Source organism: Acinetobacter sp. XS-4, from assembly GCF_023920705.1.
In the GTDB taxonomy this organism is placed as follows: Bacteria; Pseudomonadota; Gammaproteobacteria; order Pseudomonadales; family Moraxellaceae; genus Acinetobacter.
This window is the reverse complement of the sequence record NZ_CP094657.1, coordinates 70,635-86,433: the sequence shown is the minus strand read 5'-3', so window position 1 is coordinate 86,433 and position 15,799 is coordinate 70,635. Positions and strand designations below refer to the sequence as shown.

Below are 15,799 nucleotides of genomic sequence, written 5' to 3'. Positions count from 1 at the left end.
CGTTTAAAAAATAACTTCTTGTCCATGCTGAATGACTCGCTTAGGCAAATCTCCGCCAAGCCAGTAAACAATTTCAGATGGATGCTCAATATCCCAAGCCACAAAGTCAGCGACTTTACCCTGCTCTAAACTGCCGTGTGTTTGCTCTAAACCGAGCGCTTGTGCAGCATGAATGGTGACACCAGCTAATGCCTGCTCTGGCGTTAAACGGAAGAGCGTACTGCCCATGTTGAGCATTAAACGTACAGAAAGTGCTGGAGATGTCCCCGGATTTAAATCACTCGACAGCGCAATACGCACGCCATGTTTAATCAGACTTTCAATCGGTGGATATTGTGTTTCACGTAATAAATAAAAGGCACCCGGTAGTAACACTGCAACCGTGCCCGACTCTGCCATGGCTTTGACATCATCTTCGGTCATGTACTCTAAATGGTCTGCTGACAAAGCATGATAACGTGCTGCCAAGCTTGAACCACCTAGCGATGAAAGCTGTTCAGCATGAAGCTTAACGGGTAGACCCAATGATTGTGCTGTTTTAAAAACACGTTCGACCTGAGCAGGTGAAAATGCTAAATGCTCGCAGAACGCATCAACTGCATCGACTAAACCTTCAGCATGCAATTTAGGCAACATTTCCGTGCAAATATGCTCAATATATGCATCGCTTTGATCTTTGTACTCTGGCGGTAAAGCATGCGCAGCCAAGCAAGTACTTTTTACCGTCATTGGTAAAGCTTCACCAATTTGACGGATCACACGCAGCATTTTGCGCTCATTTTCGTAATTGAGTCCGTAACCAGACTTAATTTCGATAGTGGTGACACCATCTTGTTGCATGCAACGAATACGCTTAAGGGCTGATTTCAGTAATTGTTCTTCACTTGCTTCTCGGGTTGCACGTACTGTACTGGCAATACCACCACCGCTTGCTGCAATTTCAGCATAACTTACGCCTTGTAAGCGTTTTTCAAACTCAACACTACGGTTGCCACCAAATACACTATGCGTATGACAGTCGATGAACCCTGGGGTCACCCAAGCGCCTTTTAAGTCAACTGTTTCGGAATAAGTGTCGGTGGGAAGTTGTTGTTGTTTTCCAATCCATTGAATGAGATGCCCTTCGGTAACAATTGCAGCATCTTCAATGTAGGAGTATTGCCCATTTTGCATGGTCGCAATGTGGCAATTTTGCCAAAGTTTTTTCATGAGCCTTTCCTCAAAACTACCCAATAGTTAAACCATTGGGCAGTTCATTTGTTAGCTTTCTATCTCAACATTTTGCTGGATAGGATTACTTTCCTTTCCCAAGTTTTGCTGTGGTTTTACCCATATGCGATAAGCAATAGTTAAGAGTGCAAGCCATGTTATTCCGACATAAATTGCAGGACGTGAATCAGGGAAATAACCCATCATCACTAAAATAAACACCATAAAACCAATCGCGAACGCAGGTGCAACTGGCCAACCCCATACAGGGAAATCAAGTGCTTTAATTTCAGCAGTAGATAATTTACGGCGCATCGCAACTTGCGAAAGCAAAATCATGAGCCACACCCAAACCGTTGCAAAAGTCGCAATTGATGCAATGATCATGAATACATTTTCAGGAATCAGATAGTTCAGCACCACGCCAATTAACAGCACGCCAGCCATAACCACAACAGTCATCCAAGGCACACCATTACGCGATAATTTTTGGAAAATGCGAGGTGCTTGACCACGATTTGCCATACCGTAAAGCATACGGCCAGCGCCAAATACATCACTATTAATTGCTGAAATCGCAGCAGTTACCACAACAATATTTAGAATATTCGCAGCAGACTTAATGCCTAAATTTTCAAAAATTTGTACAAATGGGCTACCTTGGCTACCAATTTGATTCCATGGGAAAATCGACATCAAAACAAAAATGGTCAGTACATAGAAAAGTAAAATACGTACTGGAACAGCATTAATTGCTTTTGGCAAAGTGGTTTTCGGGTCTTGTGATTCGCCAGCAGTTAAACCGATAATTTCGATACCACCGAAAGCAAATACAACGACAGATAAACATGCAACTAAACCAGCAATACCATGTGGCATAAAGCCATCATAAATCCATAAGTTTTGAAGCCCAGGTACCACACTGCTATGGTCAGCATGGAAGCCATAGAACATTAAGCCTATTCCGCCTACAATCATCGCGACAATGGCAGTAACTTTTATAATGGACAACCAGAATTCGAGTTCACCAAAGACTTTAACGTGAATCAGGTTAATGGCACCCAAGAACATAATGAGAGATAAAATCCAGATCCACCGTGGCACATCGGGATACCAGAACCCCATATAAATACCAAACGCGGTGACATCGGCAATCGCTACAATCACCATTTCAAAAACATAAGTCCAGCCCGTAGTAAAACCTGCCAAAGGACTAATGTATTGTGATGCATAGTGACTAAATGAACCGGATACTGGGTTATGGACAGCCATTTCACCCAGTGCGCGCATAACGATATAAATTGCAATCCCTGCAACGATATACGCCAACAATACTGAAGGCCCCGCCATTTTAATAGCGGTAGCCGAACCATAGAAAAGCCCAGTTCCAATTGCTGAGCCCAATGCCAAGAAACGAATATGGCGGGTGTTCAATCCCCGCTGTAGTGTGGAGTTTTGTGACATTATAATCTCCAATCCTTGAGGAAATTTAGTTAGATTCGGCCACTCCATGTGACCGTTTTATCAATCACACTTCAGATAAACTAGGGAGTAGTTTTGGAATAAGTAACTTGTTTAAACAGCCACTCGAAAGTAATTCACTTGCTTGTTCAATATCAGGAGCAAAGAAACGGTCTTCACTGTAGTAAGGAACTTGATCGCGCAGGATTTTACGAGCTTGTTCAAGTTTAGGCGAGCTTTTTAAGCCTTCACGGAAGTCTAGACCCTGACAAGCGCCTAACCATTCGACAGCTAAAATGCCACGAACGTTATCAGCCATATACCAAAGTCGTTTGCCCGCATTCGGAGCCATTGATACATGGTCTTCCTGATTCGCTGAAGTTGGCAAACTATCAACACTCGCCGGATGTGCAAGTGCTTTGTTATCACTCGCAAGAGCTGCTGCTGTAACTTGAGCAATCATGAAACCTGAGTTCACGCCACCATTTGCAACCAAGAACGGTGGAAGCTGTGACATATGGCGGTCCATCATCATCGAAATACGACGTTCTGAAAGTGAACCAATTTCTGCAATTGCCAATGCTAAATTATCTGCTGCCATTGCTACAGGTTCTGCATGGAAGTTACCACCAGAAATCACATCACCTTGTTCTGCAAAAACAAGCGGGTTATCAGATACAGCATTTGCTTCAATTTCTAAAACTTCAGCAGCCTGACGGATTTGGGTTAAACATGCACCCATCACCTGTGGTTGGCAACGTAAAGAATACGGATCTTGAACTTTGCTACAGTCTTCGTGTGAATGTGCAATTTCACTCGAATCAGTCAATAAGTCACGATAAGCCGCCGCCACATCAATTTGACCACGTTGACCACGTACTTCATGAATACGAGCATCAAAAGGTGAACGTGAACCCAGCATTGCTTCAACACTTAAGCCACCACAAACTGTCGCAGCAGCAAATAAATCTTCAGCTTCAAACAAACCACGTAAAGCATAAGCAGTCGAAACTTGTGTACCATTTAAAAGTGCCAAGCCTTCTTTCGCTGCTAAAGAAATTGGTTCTAAGCCTGCAATTTTTAAAGCTTCAACTGCTGGTAACCATTCACCTTTGTAGCGAGCTTTACTTTCACCAAGTAAAATCAATGACATGTGTGCAAGTGGTGCCAAGTCACCTGAAGCGCCTACTGAACCTTTAAGAGGAATATGCGGATAAACTTCAGCATTAATTAAAGCCAACAAAGCATCAATCACTTTACGGCGAATACCTGAGAAGCCACGTGCCAAGCTATTTGCTTTCAATAAAATAATTAAACGAACCATTGCATCATCAAGTGCTTCACCTACACCTGCTGCATGCGAAAGAACTAACGAACGCTGTAATTGTTCTAAATCTTCAGGAGCAATCTTGGTTGAAGCAAGTAAACCAAAACCTGTGTTAATGCCGTAAGCTGTACGCCCTTCATTTACAATCTGTTCTACACAAGCCACGCTTGCGTTGATTGCAGCTGAAGCACTTTCATCTAATTTAACTTTAATCGGGTTGAGGTAAGCTTGACGTAAATCAGCTAAGGTTAATTTTCCCGGTTGGATCAGTAATTCCATGTTGGCTTCCTAATTTTTTGCACTATATTCTGCTGAGACAGCGCTTTTCACAATTGCAAAAAGCACCGCCAGTTCTTCCATGTATTTTTATTGAGTGATCATTGGCAAGTTTAAGCCTTGCTCTTTCGCACAGTTAATCGCAATTTCATAACCGGCATCGGCATGACGCATAACACCTGTTGCAGGGTCATTGGTCAGTACACGAGCAATACGTGCAGCAGCTTCATCTGTACCGTCACACACAATCACAACGCCTGAGTGTTGAGAGAAGCCCATACCTACACCGCCACCATGGTGTAGAGATACCCAAGTTGCGCCGCCCGCTGTATTGAGCAATGCATTTAATAAAGGCCAGTCTGATACTGCATCTGATCCATCTTGCATTGCTTCAGTTTCACGGTTTGGACTCGCAACTGAACCTGAGTCTAAGTGGTCACGACCAATCACAACTGGAGCTGATAATTCACCACTACGAACCATTTCGTTAAATGCCAAACCAAGTTTTGCACGTAAGCCTAGACCAACCCAGCAAATACGCGCTGGTAAGCCTTGGAAGCTAATGCGTTCACGTGCCATGTCTAACCAGTGGTGTAAATGTTCATCATCAGGAATTAATTCTTTAACTTTGGCATCTGTTTTATAAATGTCTTCTGGGTCACCAGAAAGCGCTGCCCAACGGAATGGACCAATACCACGGCAGAACAATGGACGGATATAAGCAGGTACGAAGCCAGGGAAATCAAAAGCGTTTTCTACACCTTCTTCTTTCGCCATTTGACGGATGTTATTACCGTAGTCAAATGTTGGAACACCCATTTTTTGGAAATCGAGCATCGCTTGTACGTGTTTTGCCATCGACTGTTTTGCAGCTTTTACAACAGCTTCTGGTTCAGTTTTCGCACGTTCACGGTATTCATCCCAAGTCCAGCCTACTGGTAGGTAGCCATTGAGTGGATCGTGGGCACTTGTTTGGTCAGTTACCATGTCAGGACGTACACCACGGCGAACAAGCTCAGGTAAAATCTCTGCAGCATTGCCATGAAGTGCAATTGAAATAACCTTACCTTCTTTCGTGTAACGATCAATACGCGCTAAAGCATCATCTAAATCAGTCGCTTGTTCATCTACATAACGCGTACGTAAACGGAAATCGATACTTGCTTGTTGGCATTCAATGTTTAAAGAACAAGCACCTGCAAGTGTTGCAGCTAAAGGCTGAGCACCACCCATACCGCCTAAACCAGCAGTAAGAACCCAACGACCGTTTAAATCACCATTGTAATGTTGGCGGCCAGCTTCAACGAAAGTTTCGTAAGTACCTTGTACAATGCCTTGGCTACCGATGTAGATCCAAGAACCTGCTGTCATTTGACCGTACATTGCCAAAGCTTTAGCGTCTAACTCGTTGAAATGTTCCCAGTTTGCCCAGTGCGGTACAAGGTTTGAGTTTGCAATTAAAACGCGTGGTGCATCTTTATGAGTTTTAAATACACCGACTGGTTTGCCTGATTGAACTAATAAAGTTTCATCAGTTTCAAGATTTTTTAAAGTATCTACAATTTTGTCGAAACATTCCCAGTTTCGTGCTGCACGGCCAATACCACCGTATACGACCAACTCTTTCGGGTTTTCTGCAACGTCTGGATCAAGGTTATTCATCAACATACGTAATGGAGCTTCAGTTAACCAACTTTTAGCCGTCAATTCAGTGCCGCGCGGCGCACGAATTTCTACATCACGAAATTTTGTTGTCATTGTTGTCACAGGCGGACTCCTTCCTTTGAGCTTACATCAGCAGAACATCACTTGTTTCTGCATTTGTATAGTAATGTATTAACTTGTATATACATCCATATACTACACAAATATTTTACGGCGTGAAGAGGCTTGCTGATATTTTTTTGAAAAAATTAAATAAGCAAATGAATTTAAATAATTTATTTTTATTTATCGCATAAAAAAAGCACATATCTTTTCACTAGACATGTGCTTTTAAAAAGTAATTTTTTTAGTTTTAACGTTGAATTAACTCAATAACATAACAATTTTTTGCCCAATTTTGAGGGAAATGAACTGAGGTCATCGCAGCGGTTCTCTCAATTTTTAAAGTCTCATGAGCAGCAAGCAAAAAGGTTTTGCCCTCAATGGCCACTTCTGTTTCGGAACCACTATTAAAAATAAAAAACAGGTCTGCCGAACTTAAAAAGGTCTGTGCTTCTGTACCATCTACTCTCTGAAAATGGGCATGAAATTTTGCAGGATCATAAATTAAATTTAGATCTCGAATTACCCCATCTATCAGTTCACTTTGGACCTGACTCTCACCATGGAAAGCGAAAATATCACCTTGGTTTAGCGTTTTGGCAGGAAGATCATCGACATGCAGCACCATACCTTTCCCATCAAGCACGCTAATAATTCGCTGCTTATTGGGAAATAGCGAAAATGGCCCAGAAGTTGTCACATCCGCCATCGAAATACGCCAATCGAAATCAGCTTCACCTTGGCTTCGAGCAATTTCTAAAGTAAAGCCAGCACCATTTTTCCAAAGCATTTTTGTATATTGATCGGCCCTGATCAATTCAATCATGGGTTAAATTTCCCTTCGAGATAATAGCGACTACCTGGATAAATCAAACGTGCACTTGAAATGAGTTGTTTGTTTGACCACGTACGGCGACGGATCAGTAAACACGGTTCAGCTTTAGTAATCTTTAACCACTTACACTCTTGCGGCGATGCTAAAACTGCCTCGACAATATGCTCACCTTCTGACACAGGTGCTTTTGCCATCAAATAAGCATTTGGGGTAATCGTTTTAAAATCTTGTTGTAGATAATCTGGAATAAGTGCTGCATCAACCAGACGATCTTCGACCTGAACAGGTACATCATTTTCATAATGCACAATAATCGAGTGAAATAATCTTTGCCCTTCGCGAGTCTGCATTAACACGCTTTGTTCTGCATTTGCATAAATTTGTTCTAAGACTAAAACTTCAGCATGATGCTTATGGTTTCGTGCAATAATCTCTTCAGCAATATTGTTAATCTGAAAAAGTGCAGTACGGCCCTGTCCTTCGGCAACGAAAGAGCCAACACCTTGAATTCGAACAAGTAGGCCCTCTGTCGTTAACTCACGTAGCGCACGATTTACCGTCATGCGGCTACAGCCGAGTTGATTGACCAACTCACTTTCCGAAGGAATTTTTTTATTTACAGCCCATGAGCCTTCATAAATCTTTTGTGAAATCAGCTGTTTTACGCGTTGATATAAAGGAACGGGACTATCAGCTTCAATCGAAAGCTCAGTATGTTCTTGTTTTGATGTTCTGGGCATAACAAATACTCAAAAAGGCAGCAGGCAAAAAGGTATTTTAGTTGACATGCTATGTATATACAACTACATACAACATGTTAATTTATGAATTAAATAGATTTTAAAAAGTTTAAAAAATAAACATAGCTCAACAAGAGCTAATTTAAAGTTTTATGTAGAGAAATTCAAATATATTAGTATTTTATTAATATTTATTTAATAGTTATTTCTGCTAGCCCTGTGCTTCACTCAAGAATATAAAAATGTAGAGCCTTTTCTGGTTTACGAAATGATGCTTAAAATTTTTATTTAAAATAACTGATCGATAGTATTCTTCTGCCACACAGTATATTAATAAAACTGGAAGCACATCGAATGCGTAATTATAAAATAGATATTCTTCGAGGAATCTCTATCCTTTTGGTTCTTTTACATCATTTTAATATTCCCTATAAACTTAAAGATACATGGTTAGGTTTTGATTTCTTAGGTGAAGCATTTAGCACAGTCATCGCAAGAAACGGAAATTATGGCGTCACCATGTTTTTTGTGATCTCGGGTTTTTTAATTACCCATCACACTTTAAAAAGAGACAAACAATTCTCCGCAATTAACCTCAAGCATTTTTATATCCGACGAGCAGCGCGTATTTTACCGTGTCTGGTTTTACTCATTTTAGGTGTAAGCATACTTGGGGCATTTGACTTAAAACCCTTTATGAACCAAGCACCCAATGGTATTGAGGTTTCCTATCCGCTAACAATTTTTGCGGCTTTAACCTTCTGGATGAATATCCTGATTATTAAATTCGGTTGGGTCAACTACGCTTTAGGTGTGTTGTGGTCGCTCTCTGTAGAAGAAGTTTTTTACTTTGTTTTTCCATTATTGTGCCTACTCACGCGTAGTAATAAGGTCTTTATTGCTGTACTGATTGGAGTAATTTTATACGGGCCTTATTTTAGATCTCTCCATTTTGGAGAAGAAAGTGGTGCCTATTTATATCATTATTTTTCGAGTTTTGATGGTATAACAATTGGCTGTTTAACAGCGATTTTTTCTCATAAATATCAGCCAAATTGGCACTATAAAAAACCTCTTTCGTGGTTAATTATTTTGAGTATGACCACTCTATATTTATATGCGCCAATTAAAGAAGTGAGTACTTGGGGTATTAGCTTATTTGCTCTTGCTACTGGTTTACTGATTTTGTGTTTTCAACATTCTTCCGGAACGCAAGCGCATAGTCTATTTACAAAAATCATGGTCTGGTTAGGGCAAAGAAGTTATGAAACTTATTTGTTTCATCTGGTTGTGCTGGGTCTAATGAAAGTTGCTTTTATTCCAGCTCAAACCGACGCTAGCATCAAAATTATACTTTTAATTAGCTATCTGATTCTGACCTTTATTATCAGCGCAGCAATTGAAAAATATTATTCCACCCCGCTTAACAGCTACATTCGAAAGGTTTTCATTAAAGATAAATCATAAAAAAAAGCCCCTTTAAAATAGGGGCTTTTTTAATTAAGCGATCAACATGGTTTCATCTTCTTGTTTAAAAGGATTAGACCAGTTCTGCCAAGCTTGTGGCCCTAAAGCCATTTCTTCATCACTTAATAAACAATGGTCTAAGCATTGTATTAAAGCTTGCTCATCCATTTGCATACCAATTAAAACCAGCTCCTGACGTGCATCACCTGTTTGAGCATCCCAAACCTTTTTAATTTGTTCGATGCTGTCTAAGTCACTCGGCCAGTCTTCTTCTGCAACAGCGGCCCACCAATAACCTGCCAAACCATGCCGCGCCATCGCGCCCGCTTGTGACCATGAATAAGCCAATGTCGGTTCAGCAGCCAACCAGAAAAAGCCTTTAGAACGGACGACACCCGGCCATTCAGCCTGTACCAAATCATAAAAACGTTCTGGATAGAACGGTCGGCGGGCACGGTAAACAAAGCTACTGATTCCATACTCTTCAGTCTCTGGCGTATGCTCACCACGTAACTCTTTTAACCATCCCGGTGCTTGTGCGGCTTCATCAAAATCGAATAGTTGAGTATTTAAAATTTTATCTAAAGCAATCTTTCCAAATTGAGCAATTTCAATGCGAGCACGCGGGTTAAGAGTTTTTAAAATTGCGATGAGCTGGTGTTGCTGGGCCTGATCAATCAGGTCAATTTTATTCAACACGATTACATCACAAAACTCGATTTGATCAATGAGAAGGTCAACCACAGTTCTCTCATCTTGTTCACCCAAGGACTCACCACGTTGTTGCAGGGAGTCAATTGAACCGTAATCTTTAAGAAAGTTAAAAGCATCGACTACCGTAACCATGGTATCGAGTCGAGCAAACTCATTGAGAGAGTTTCCATCTTCATCTTCAAAAGTAAAAGTTTCTGCAACAGGCAACGGTTCAGAAATGCCAGTAGACTCAATCACCAATTGATCAAAGCGCCCTTCATCAGCTAAACGTTTAACCTCAACCAGTAAATCTTCTCTTAGCGTGCAACAGATACAGCCATTACTCATTTCAACCAGCTTTTCATCTGTTCTTGAAAGCTCCGCCCCGCCTTCACGTACTAACGCCGCATCAATATTCACCTCTGACATGTCATTTACGATCACAGCAATACGGCGGCCTTCCCGATTATTTAAAATGTGGTTAAGTAATGTGGTCTTTCCTGCACCCAAAAAGCCAGACAAAACAGTGACGGGAAGCTTGGCAAATGAGTTGGCGATTGCAGTGTGCATGGCTTGATCTCTTTGAATAATATTTAAACTGATCATGGCTGGCCATTTAAATATGGCCAGATCACAGGCGTAATCTATTTCTAAACCACAATAATGTTATGTTATAACATAACTATTGATCAAGTTTTTATTCCAGTTTTATTTAAGCCAAGTCATTTAGTCTTTGAAAAAATTGCTTTTATAGTTACTGACAAATCGAGGTTCTATAGTGATGGTCAGGTCCCCATGAACGGAATCCTTGACTATCAATATGGATTTGTCCTGAAGCATAAACACCCAGCCCCATGTTAAGTGCTTGGCCCTTGGTTTCCCAGAACTGACAAAGTTTGGTTTTGGTTTGTTGAATATTGAACTGGTCTAAATCTGTAGGCTGTTCTGCTCCAATTCGAAAATCAAGCGCTGCATTAAAGACATGTCGAGAAGCATCTGCACCACCAGCACAGCGGTTTAGAGATAAAGCCCGATAGACCGAAGTCACTTCAAAATCGTTAACCACCCCATCGTCAACTAATGCTTTTAAGATGCTGAGTGTCGGAACGATATTGGACCAAATCTCTCTTGGTGGCACCGCATACGGCTCAACTCCACATTTTTGCCAGTCGCGCGCCGAACGTAATAACTCATGGTCTGGAACTAAATTGGCAAGCCCTTTTTGCTTAAGAAACTGCTTATAAGCTTGTACAGACTGTCCGTGATCTGATGATGCTAACCAAGCAACATAATCTTCGGGTTGTTGTTTTATTCTAACCACTGTTTTTTTAGGCTGTGGTAAGGACGTCTGAGTGTTCAAAGGAGTTGTGGGTTTGGGAGTTTGAGTACTACAAGCTGTGAGAGATAATAAAAGTAAACCTAAATAACGCTTCATAAATATGCTCTATCTTCACCCAAAGGGGAAAACTGCTCATCATTAAATTGAAGAAATGTTATATTATAACAATGATAAAATCTTTTAATTTCTGTTGCTAAATTTTAAAAATAAAAAAGGACGTATGAAATACGTCCTTTTGATAACTACAACTTACTATCTTATTAAATATCCGCTTTAACAGCAGTTAAAGACTGCTCAGCCTTTAATTTTCGGCGTTTAAATTGATACGCTACCATCAAACATAAGATCCAACCAGGAATCATCATGACTGCAGTACGCATATCTGGTGTTAAAGACATTACAATTAAAATGCCCAACATAAACACGATGCATAAATAGTTGCTAAATGGGTACATAAAGCTTGGGAATTTAGTGGTTTGACCTTGGCTCTGCATATATTTGCGGAATTTTAAATGTGTCCATGAAATTACAACCCAGTTAATCACAATAGCTGCAACCACAAGCATCATAAGTAAACCAAATGCTTTTTCAGGGAAAATATAATTTAACAGTACACATAAAATAGTCACCGCAGCAGAAAGGATCACTGCATTGGTTGGAATACCGCGTTTATTAATACGTGCAAATACTTTTGGTGCATTTCCTTGTTGCGCAAGGCCCAATAACATACGGCTACTGCAATAACTCGTACCGTTATAAACTGAAACCGCAGCAGTCAAAATCACAAAGTTCAATAACGTTGCAATTCCTTGGCTATCTAAAGAAGCAAATACCATCACAAACGGACTACCGCCTTGTGCCATTTGGTTCCAAGGGAATAGCGAGAATAAAACAAAAAGTGTCGCGATATAGAAAATCAAAATACGGTAAATAATTTGATTTACAGCTTTAGGTAAAGTTTTATCAGGGTCACGTGCTTCAGCCGCAGTAATACCAAAAAGCTCAATACCACCAAAAGCAAAAATAATGACCGCCATTGCCATGACTAAGCCTTCAACACCAAATGGGAAGAAACCGCCAAGTGCCCAAAGGTTCGAAATGCTTGCTTGTGGACCTGCTGTACCAGTTGCAAGTAAATATGAACCAAAACCAATCATTCCTAAAATCGCCAAGATTTTGACAATAGAAAACCAAAATTCCATTTCGCCAAAAAACTTAACGTGTAGCAAATTAATGCCATTAATTAAGACAAAGAAGGTTAAAGCAGATGCCCACGTTGGAATTTGCGGCCACCAATATTGAATATAAAGACCAATTGCGCTTAATTCAGCCATGCAGACCAGAACATTGAGTACCCAGTAATTCCATCCAGACATGAACCCAGCAAATGGTCCCCAATATTTGTAGGCAAAATGACTAAAAGACCCGCTTACTGGCTCTTCAACCACCATTTCACCAAGCTGACGCATCATTAAAAAAGCAATAAATCCTGCAATTGCATAGCCAAGGATGACCGATGGACCTGCTAATTTAATCGATTGTGATATACCAAGAAAAAGCCCTGTACCAATCGCCCCACCCAATGCAATAAGCTGGATGTGCCGATTACTCAAACCATGTTTCAGGTTTCCTTGCTCTTGTGCTGACATATGATTATTCTCATCCTTGTCACGTAATTTTTTTCCAATAAATTACGTATATCATAAATTGATCAAACTTTCATAGAGATTCATGAAAAAATAATTGCGTGACTTTTCTCATGACCGCGAATGAAAACAGAAAATACAAGAAATGACAATTATTATGAAATGTGTAATTAAATTATGTATTGCGTAATTTTATGAATTCAGTATTATAGAGCCATGAAGCAATTGGTTGTGCTCGGTCTATATCAAACTCATAAGACAAAAGATGATCTAAGCAAAGATTAAAAACTTATTGAGTAGCTCAGTCCTAGACCGAACTTTTATTTGTATAAGACCCGAGATAAAGACAAGGACGCGAAAATGGAACAAAAACTAAACTCTTTTATTGAAGTTTCACCTCAATCAGATTTCACTATTTATAATTTGCCTTATGGTATTTTTAGCAAAACAGTTGATGGCGAGCGTCAAGTCGGTGTAGCAATTGGTGAATGGGTCATTAATCTCGCTGCTCTTGAAAAGCACGGAATTTTAAAACTTTCAGAACAAGACACATACTTTAACCAGCCTACACTGAATAAATTTATCGAGTCTGGCAAAGCCAATTGGTCAAAAGTTCGTAAGACACTACAGTCTCTTCTTTCAGTTGAAAATTTAACACTTCAAGAAAATGAAGCATTACGCCAAGAAGTTTTAGTTAAGCAAGACAGCGTTACTTTACATTTACCTCTTCAGGTGCCTGGTTATACCGATTTCTATTCTTCTAAAGAACATGCCACCAATGTGGGCTGCATGTTCCGCGATCCAAAAAATGCCTTACTGCCAAACTGGACTGAATTGCCTGTTGGTTATAACGGTCGTGCTAGCTCTGTTGTAGTCAGTGGCACTCAAGTTGTGCGTCCGTCTGGACAAATTAAACTTCCAAATGAAGAGCGCCCAGTTTTTTCTGCATCGCGTAAACTCGATTTCGAACTTGAAACAGCATTTGTTATTGGTAAGCCGACTCAGCTTGGCCAGCCAATCTCGATTGAAAATGCGTGGGACCATATTTTTGGAATGGTATTACTCAATGACTGGTCAGCACGTGATATTCAGCAATGGGAATATGTTCCACTCGGGCCATTTAATGCTAAAACTTTTGCAAGTTCGATTTCACCTTGGGTGGTAACGCTTGAAGCACTTGAGCCATTTAAAGTTGAAGGCCCGAAACAAGAACCAAAACCACTGGCTTATTTACAAGAAAGTGTTGCCAATAGTTACGACATTAATTTAAGTGTTGAAATTCAAACCCCGAAATCTGCACAAAGCGACGTAATCTGCAAAACCAATTTTAAATATATGTATTGGTCTATGTCTCAGCAGCTCACTCATCACACGATTGCTGGTTGTAACGTTCAGGTTGGTGACTTAATGGGTTCGGGTACCATTTCAGGTTCTACACCAGATTCATATGGTAGCTTGCTTGAGCTTACATGGAACACCACCAAGCCTTTAACACTTGCGAATGGTGAAACTCGTGGTTTCTTGCAAGATGGCGATACGCTCATCATGAAAGGCCACTGTGAAAAAAATGGTATTCGAATTGGCTTTGGTGAAGTTCGAAACACGGTTCTTCCTGCATTAACGTTCGATTTTGCAGAAACTTCGGAGCCAGACTATGAAGCTGTATAGTTACTTTCGTAGCTCTGCAGCCTACAGAGTACGGATTGGTCTAAACATTAAAGGTTTAGCTTATGAGACTGTTCCAGTTCATCTGGTAAAAAATGAACAGCAAAGCGAAGACTATTTAAAGTTAAACCCTAGTGCTCTGGTCCCGACCTTAATTGATGGCGATTTAACCTTGTCTCAATCATTAAGTATTTTGGAATATCTGGATGAGCAATATCCAGAAACCAAATTACTTCCAAGCGATGTGCAAGAGAGAGCCAAAATCCGAGCTTTTTCCCAAGCAATCGCTTGCGATATTCACCCGTTAAACAACTTACGTGTTCTGAAATATTTAAAAAATGATTTAAACGTTTCAGACGAACAAAAAAATTATTGGTATCAGCACTGGATTATTGAAGGCTTTCAAAATCTCGAACAGCATCTTCAAGATTCAAACGGACAATTTTGCTTTGGAGAACAAGCCACAATTGCCGATTGCTGTCTGATTCCACAGGTTTACAACGCGAAACGCTTCAAGATTGATTTATCTGCGTTTCCAAAAATTGAATCGATTTATCACCATTGTTTGTCTATCCCAGCCTTCTATAACGCGGCACCAGAACAACAACCAGATTGGGAATAGTAAAAAGGAGTTTTAATATGACATTTGCCATTAAAAAAATACATCACGTTGCATATCGCTGTAAGGATGCGAAAGAAACAGTTGAGTGGTATAAAAAAATGCTCAACATGGACTTCATTTTAGCTTTTGCTGAAGACCATGTGCCGTCAACTAAAGCTTTCGACCCTTACATGCATTTATTCTTAGATGCAGGCCAAGGCAACGTTTTGGCTTTCTTTGAATTGCCAACTCAACCAGACATGGGCCGAGACGAAAATACGCCTCAATGGGTACAACATATTGCTTTTGAAGTTGAAGACTTAAATGCTTTGATGGCTGCGAAGCAACATTTAGAAGAAAACGCTGTGAAAGTTTTAGGCGTAACCAACCATGGCATTTTCCATTCGATTTACTTCTTCGACCCAAATGGACACCGTTTAGAACTGACTTATAACGATGTACATGCTGAAGAAAAAATTGCAAAAATTACTGAAGAAATGAAAGCCGAAATGCTTGAGGAATGGAGCAAAACTAAACGTGCTCCGCACCACACCCATTTCTTACATGAAACAGAGTTAGGAACCTAATTTTAAAAGAGTAAATTAAAAGTCGGCATTGATTAGAATTGTTTGAATGAACGGTTCTATATCAATGCCGATTTATATTATTTAAAACCGCTAATTTTTAGAAAATCGCGCTATAAATGAGAGTATGGTGATTTTAGAAAATTGTTGATTATTAAACATGTCAATTTCGCTAATAGAAAAAGGTGA

The 15,799-nt window shown here is 40.2% G+C and carries 13 protein-coding genes; 4 read left to right on the top strand and 9 right to left on the bottom strand.

Annotation, left to right across the window (positions count from 1 at the left end):
- Nucleotides 1–3: 3 nt before the first annotated feature.
- The 6 genes from hutI to hutC all read right to left on the bottom strand — a co-directional run bounded on the left by hutI (nt 4) and on the right by hutC (nt 7,615).
- Nucleotides 4–1,209 (bottom strand): imidazolonepropionase, encoded by a 1,206-nt coding sequence (gene hutI, locus MMY79_RS00390; RefSeq protein WP_252611188.1) that lies wholly within the window; start codon nt 1,207–1,209, stop codon nt 4–6.
- A gap of 51 nt (nt 1,210–1,260) precedes the next feature.
- The gene (locus tag MMY79_RS00385) at nt 1,261–2,673 is read right to left on the bottom strand and encodes an amino acid permease (RefSeq protein ID WP_252611186.1); all 1,413 of its coding nucleotides are present in this window, start codon (nt 2,671–2,673) and stop codon (nt 1,261–1,263) included.
- Nucleotides 2,674–2,737: 64 nt separating this feature from the next.
- Nucleotides 2,738–4,276 (bottom strand): histidine ammonia-lyase, encoded by a 1,539-nt coding sequence (hutH, locus tag MMY79_RS00380; RefSeq protein WP_252611183.1) that lies wholly within the window; start codon nt 4,274–4,276, stop codon nt 2,738–2,740.
- 87 nt (nt 4,277–4,363) lie between these two features.
- On the bottom strand, nt 4,364–6,031 hold the full coding sequence (hutU, locus tag MMY79_RS00375) for a urocanate hydratase (RefSeq protein WP_081399456.1): 1,668 nt from the start codon (nt 6,029–6,031) through the stop codon (nt 4,364–4,366).
- Between the two features lie 259 nt (nt 6,032–6,290).
- Nucleotides 6,291–6,866 (bottom strand): HutD family protein, encoded by a 576-nt coding sequence (locus MMY79_RS00370; RefSeq protein ID WP_252611181.1) that lies wholly within the window; start codon nt 6,864–6,866, stop codon nt 6,291–6,293.
- On the bottom strand, nt 6,863–7,615 hold the full coding sequence (gene hutC, locus MMY79_RS00365) for a histidine utilization repressor (protein WP_252611179.1): 753 nt from the start codon (nt 7,613–7,615) through the stop codon (nt 6,863–6,865). The genes MMY79_RS00370 and hutC overlap by 4 nt, the downstream gene beginning before the upstream one ends.
- 354 nt (nt 7,616–7,969) lie before the next feature.
- Here hutC and MMY79_RS00360 point away from each other — a divergent pair, with 354 nt between their 5' ends.
- Nucleotides 7,970–9,082, top strand: coding sequence for an acyltransferase (locus MMY79_RS00360; RefSeq protein WP_252611177.1), 1,113 nt, complete (start codon nt 7,970–7,972; stop codon nt 9,080–9,082).
- Nucleotides 9,083–9,115: 33 nt separating this feature from the next.
- Here MMY79_RS00360 and zigA read toward each other — a convergent pair whose 3' ends face one another.
- The 3 genes from zigA to MMY79_RS00345 form a co-directional block, all read right to left on the bottom strand.
- The gene (gene zigA / locus MMY79_RS00355; protein ID WP_252611175.1) at nt 9,116–10,381 is read right to left on the bottom strand and encodes a zinc metallochaperone GTPase ZigA; all 1,266 of its coding nucleotides are present in this window, start codon (nt 10,379–10,381) and stop codon (nt 9,116–9,118) included.
- Between the two features lie 148 nt (nt 10,382–10,529).
- Complete coding sequence (locus MMY79_RS00350) at nt 10,530–11,210, bottom strand: D-Ala-D-Ala carboxypeptidase family metallohydrolase (RefSeq protein ID WP_252611173.1); 681 nt, start codon at nt 11,208–11,210, stop codon at nt 10,530–10,532.
- 164 nt (nt 11,211–11,374) lie between these two features.
- Entirely contained in the window at nt 11,375–12,763 is a 1,389-nt protein-coding gene (locus tag MMY79_RS00345) for an amino acid permease (RefSeq protein ID WP_252611171.1), read from the bottom strand.
- Between the two features lie 357 nt (nt 12,764–13,120).
- Here MMY79_RS00345 and fahA point away from each other — a divergent pair, with 357 nt between their 5' ends.
- Genes fahA through MMY79_RS00330 form a run of 3 tightly spaced genes read left to right on the top strand, consistent with a single transcriptional unit; the run spans nt 13,121 to nt 15,613 of the window.
- Entirely contained in the window at nt 13,121–14,428 is a 1,308-nt protein-coding gene (gene fahA, locus MMY79_RS00340; protein WP_252611169.1) for a fumarylacetoacetase, read from the top strand.
- Nucleotides 14,415–15,047: a maleylacetoacetate isomerase gene (gene maiA, locus MMY79_RS00335; RefSeq protein ID WP_252611167.1), complete on the top strand. Its 633-nt coding sequence runs from the start codon at nt 14,415–14,417 to the stop codon at nt 15,045–15,047. The genes fahA and maiA overlap by 14 nt, the downstream gene beginning before the upstream one ends.
- A gap of 17 nt (nt 15,048–15,064) precedes the next feature.
- On the top strand, nt 15,065–15,613 hold the full coding sequence (locus tag MMY79_RS00330) for a VOC family protein (protein WP_252611166.1): 549 nt from the start codon (nt 15,065–15,067) through the stop codon (nt 15,611–15,613).
- Nucleotides 15,614–15,799: the final 186 nt, after the last annotated feature.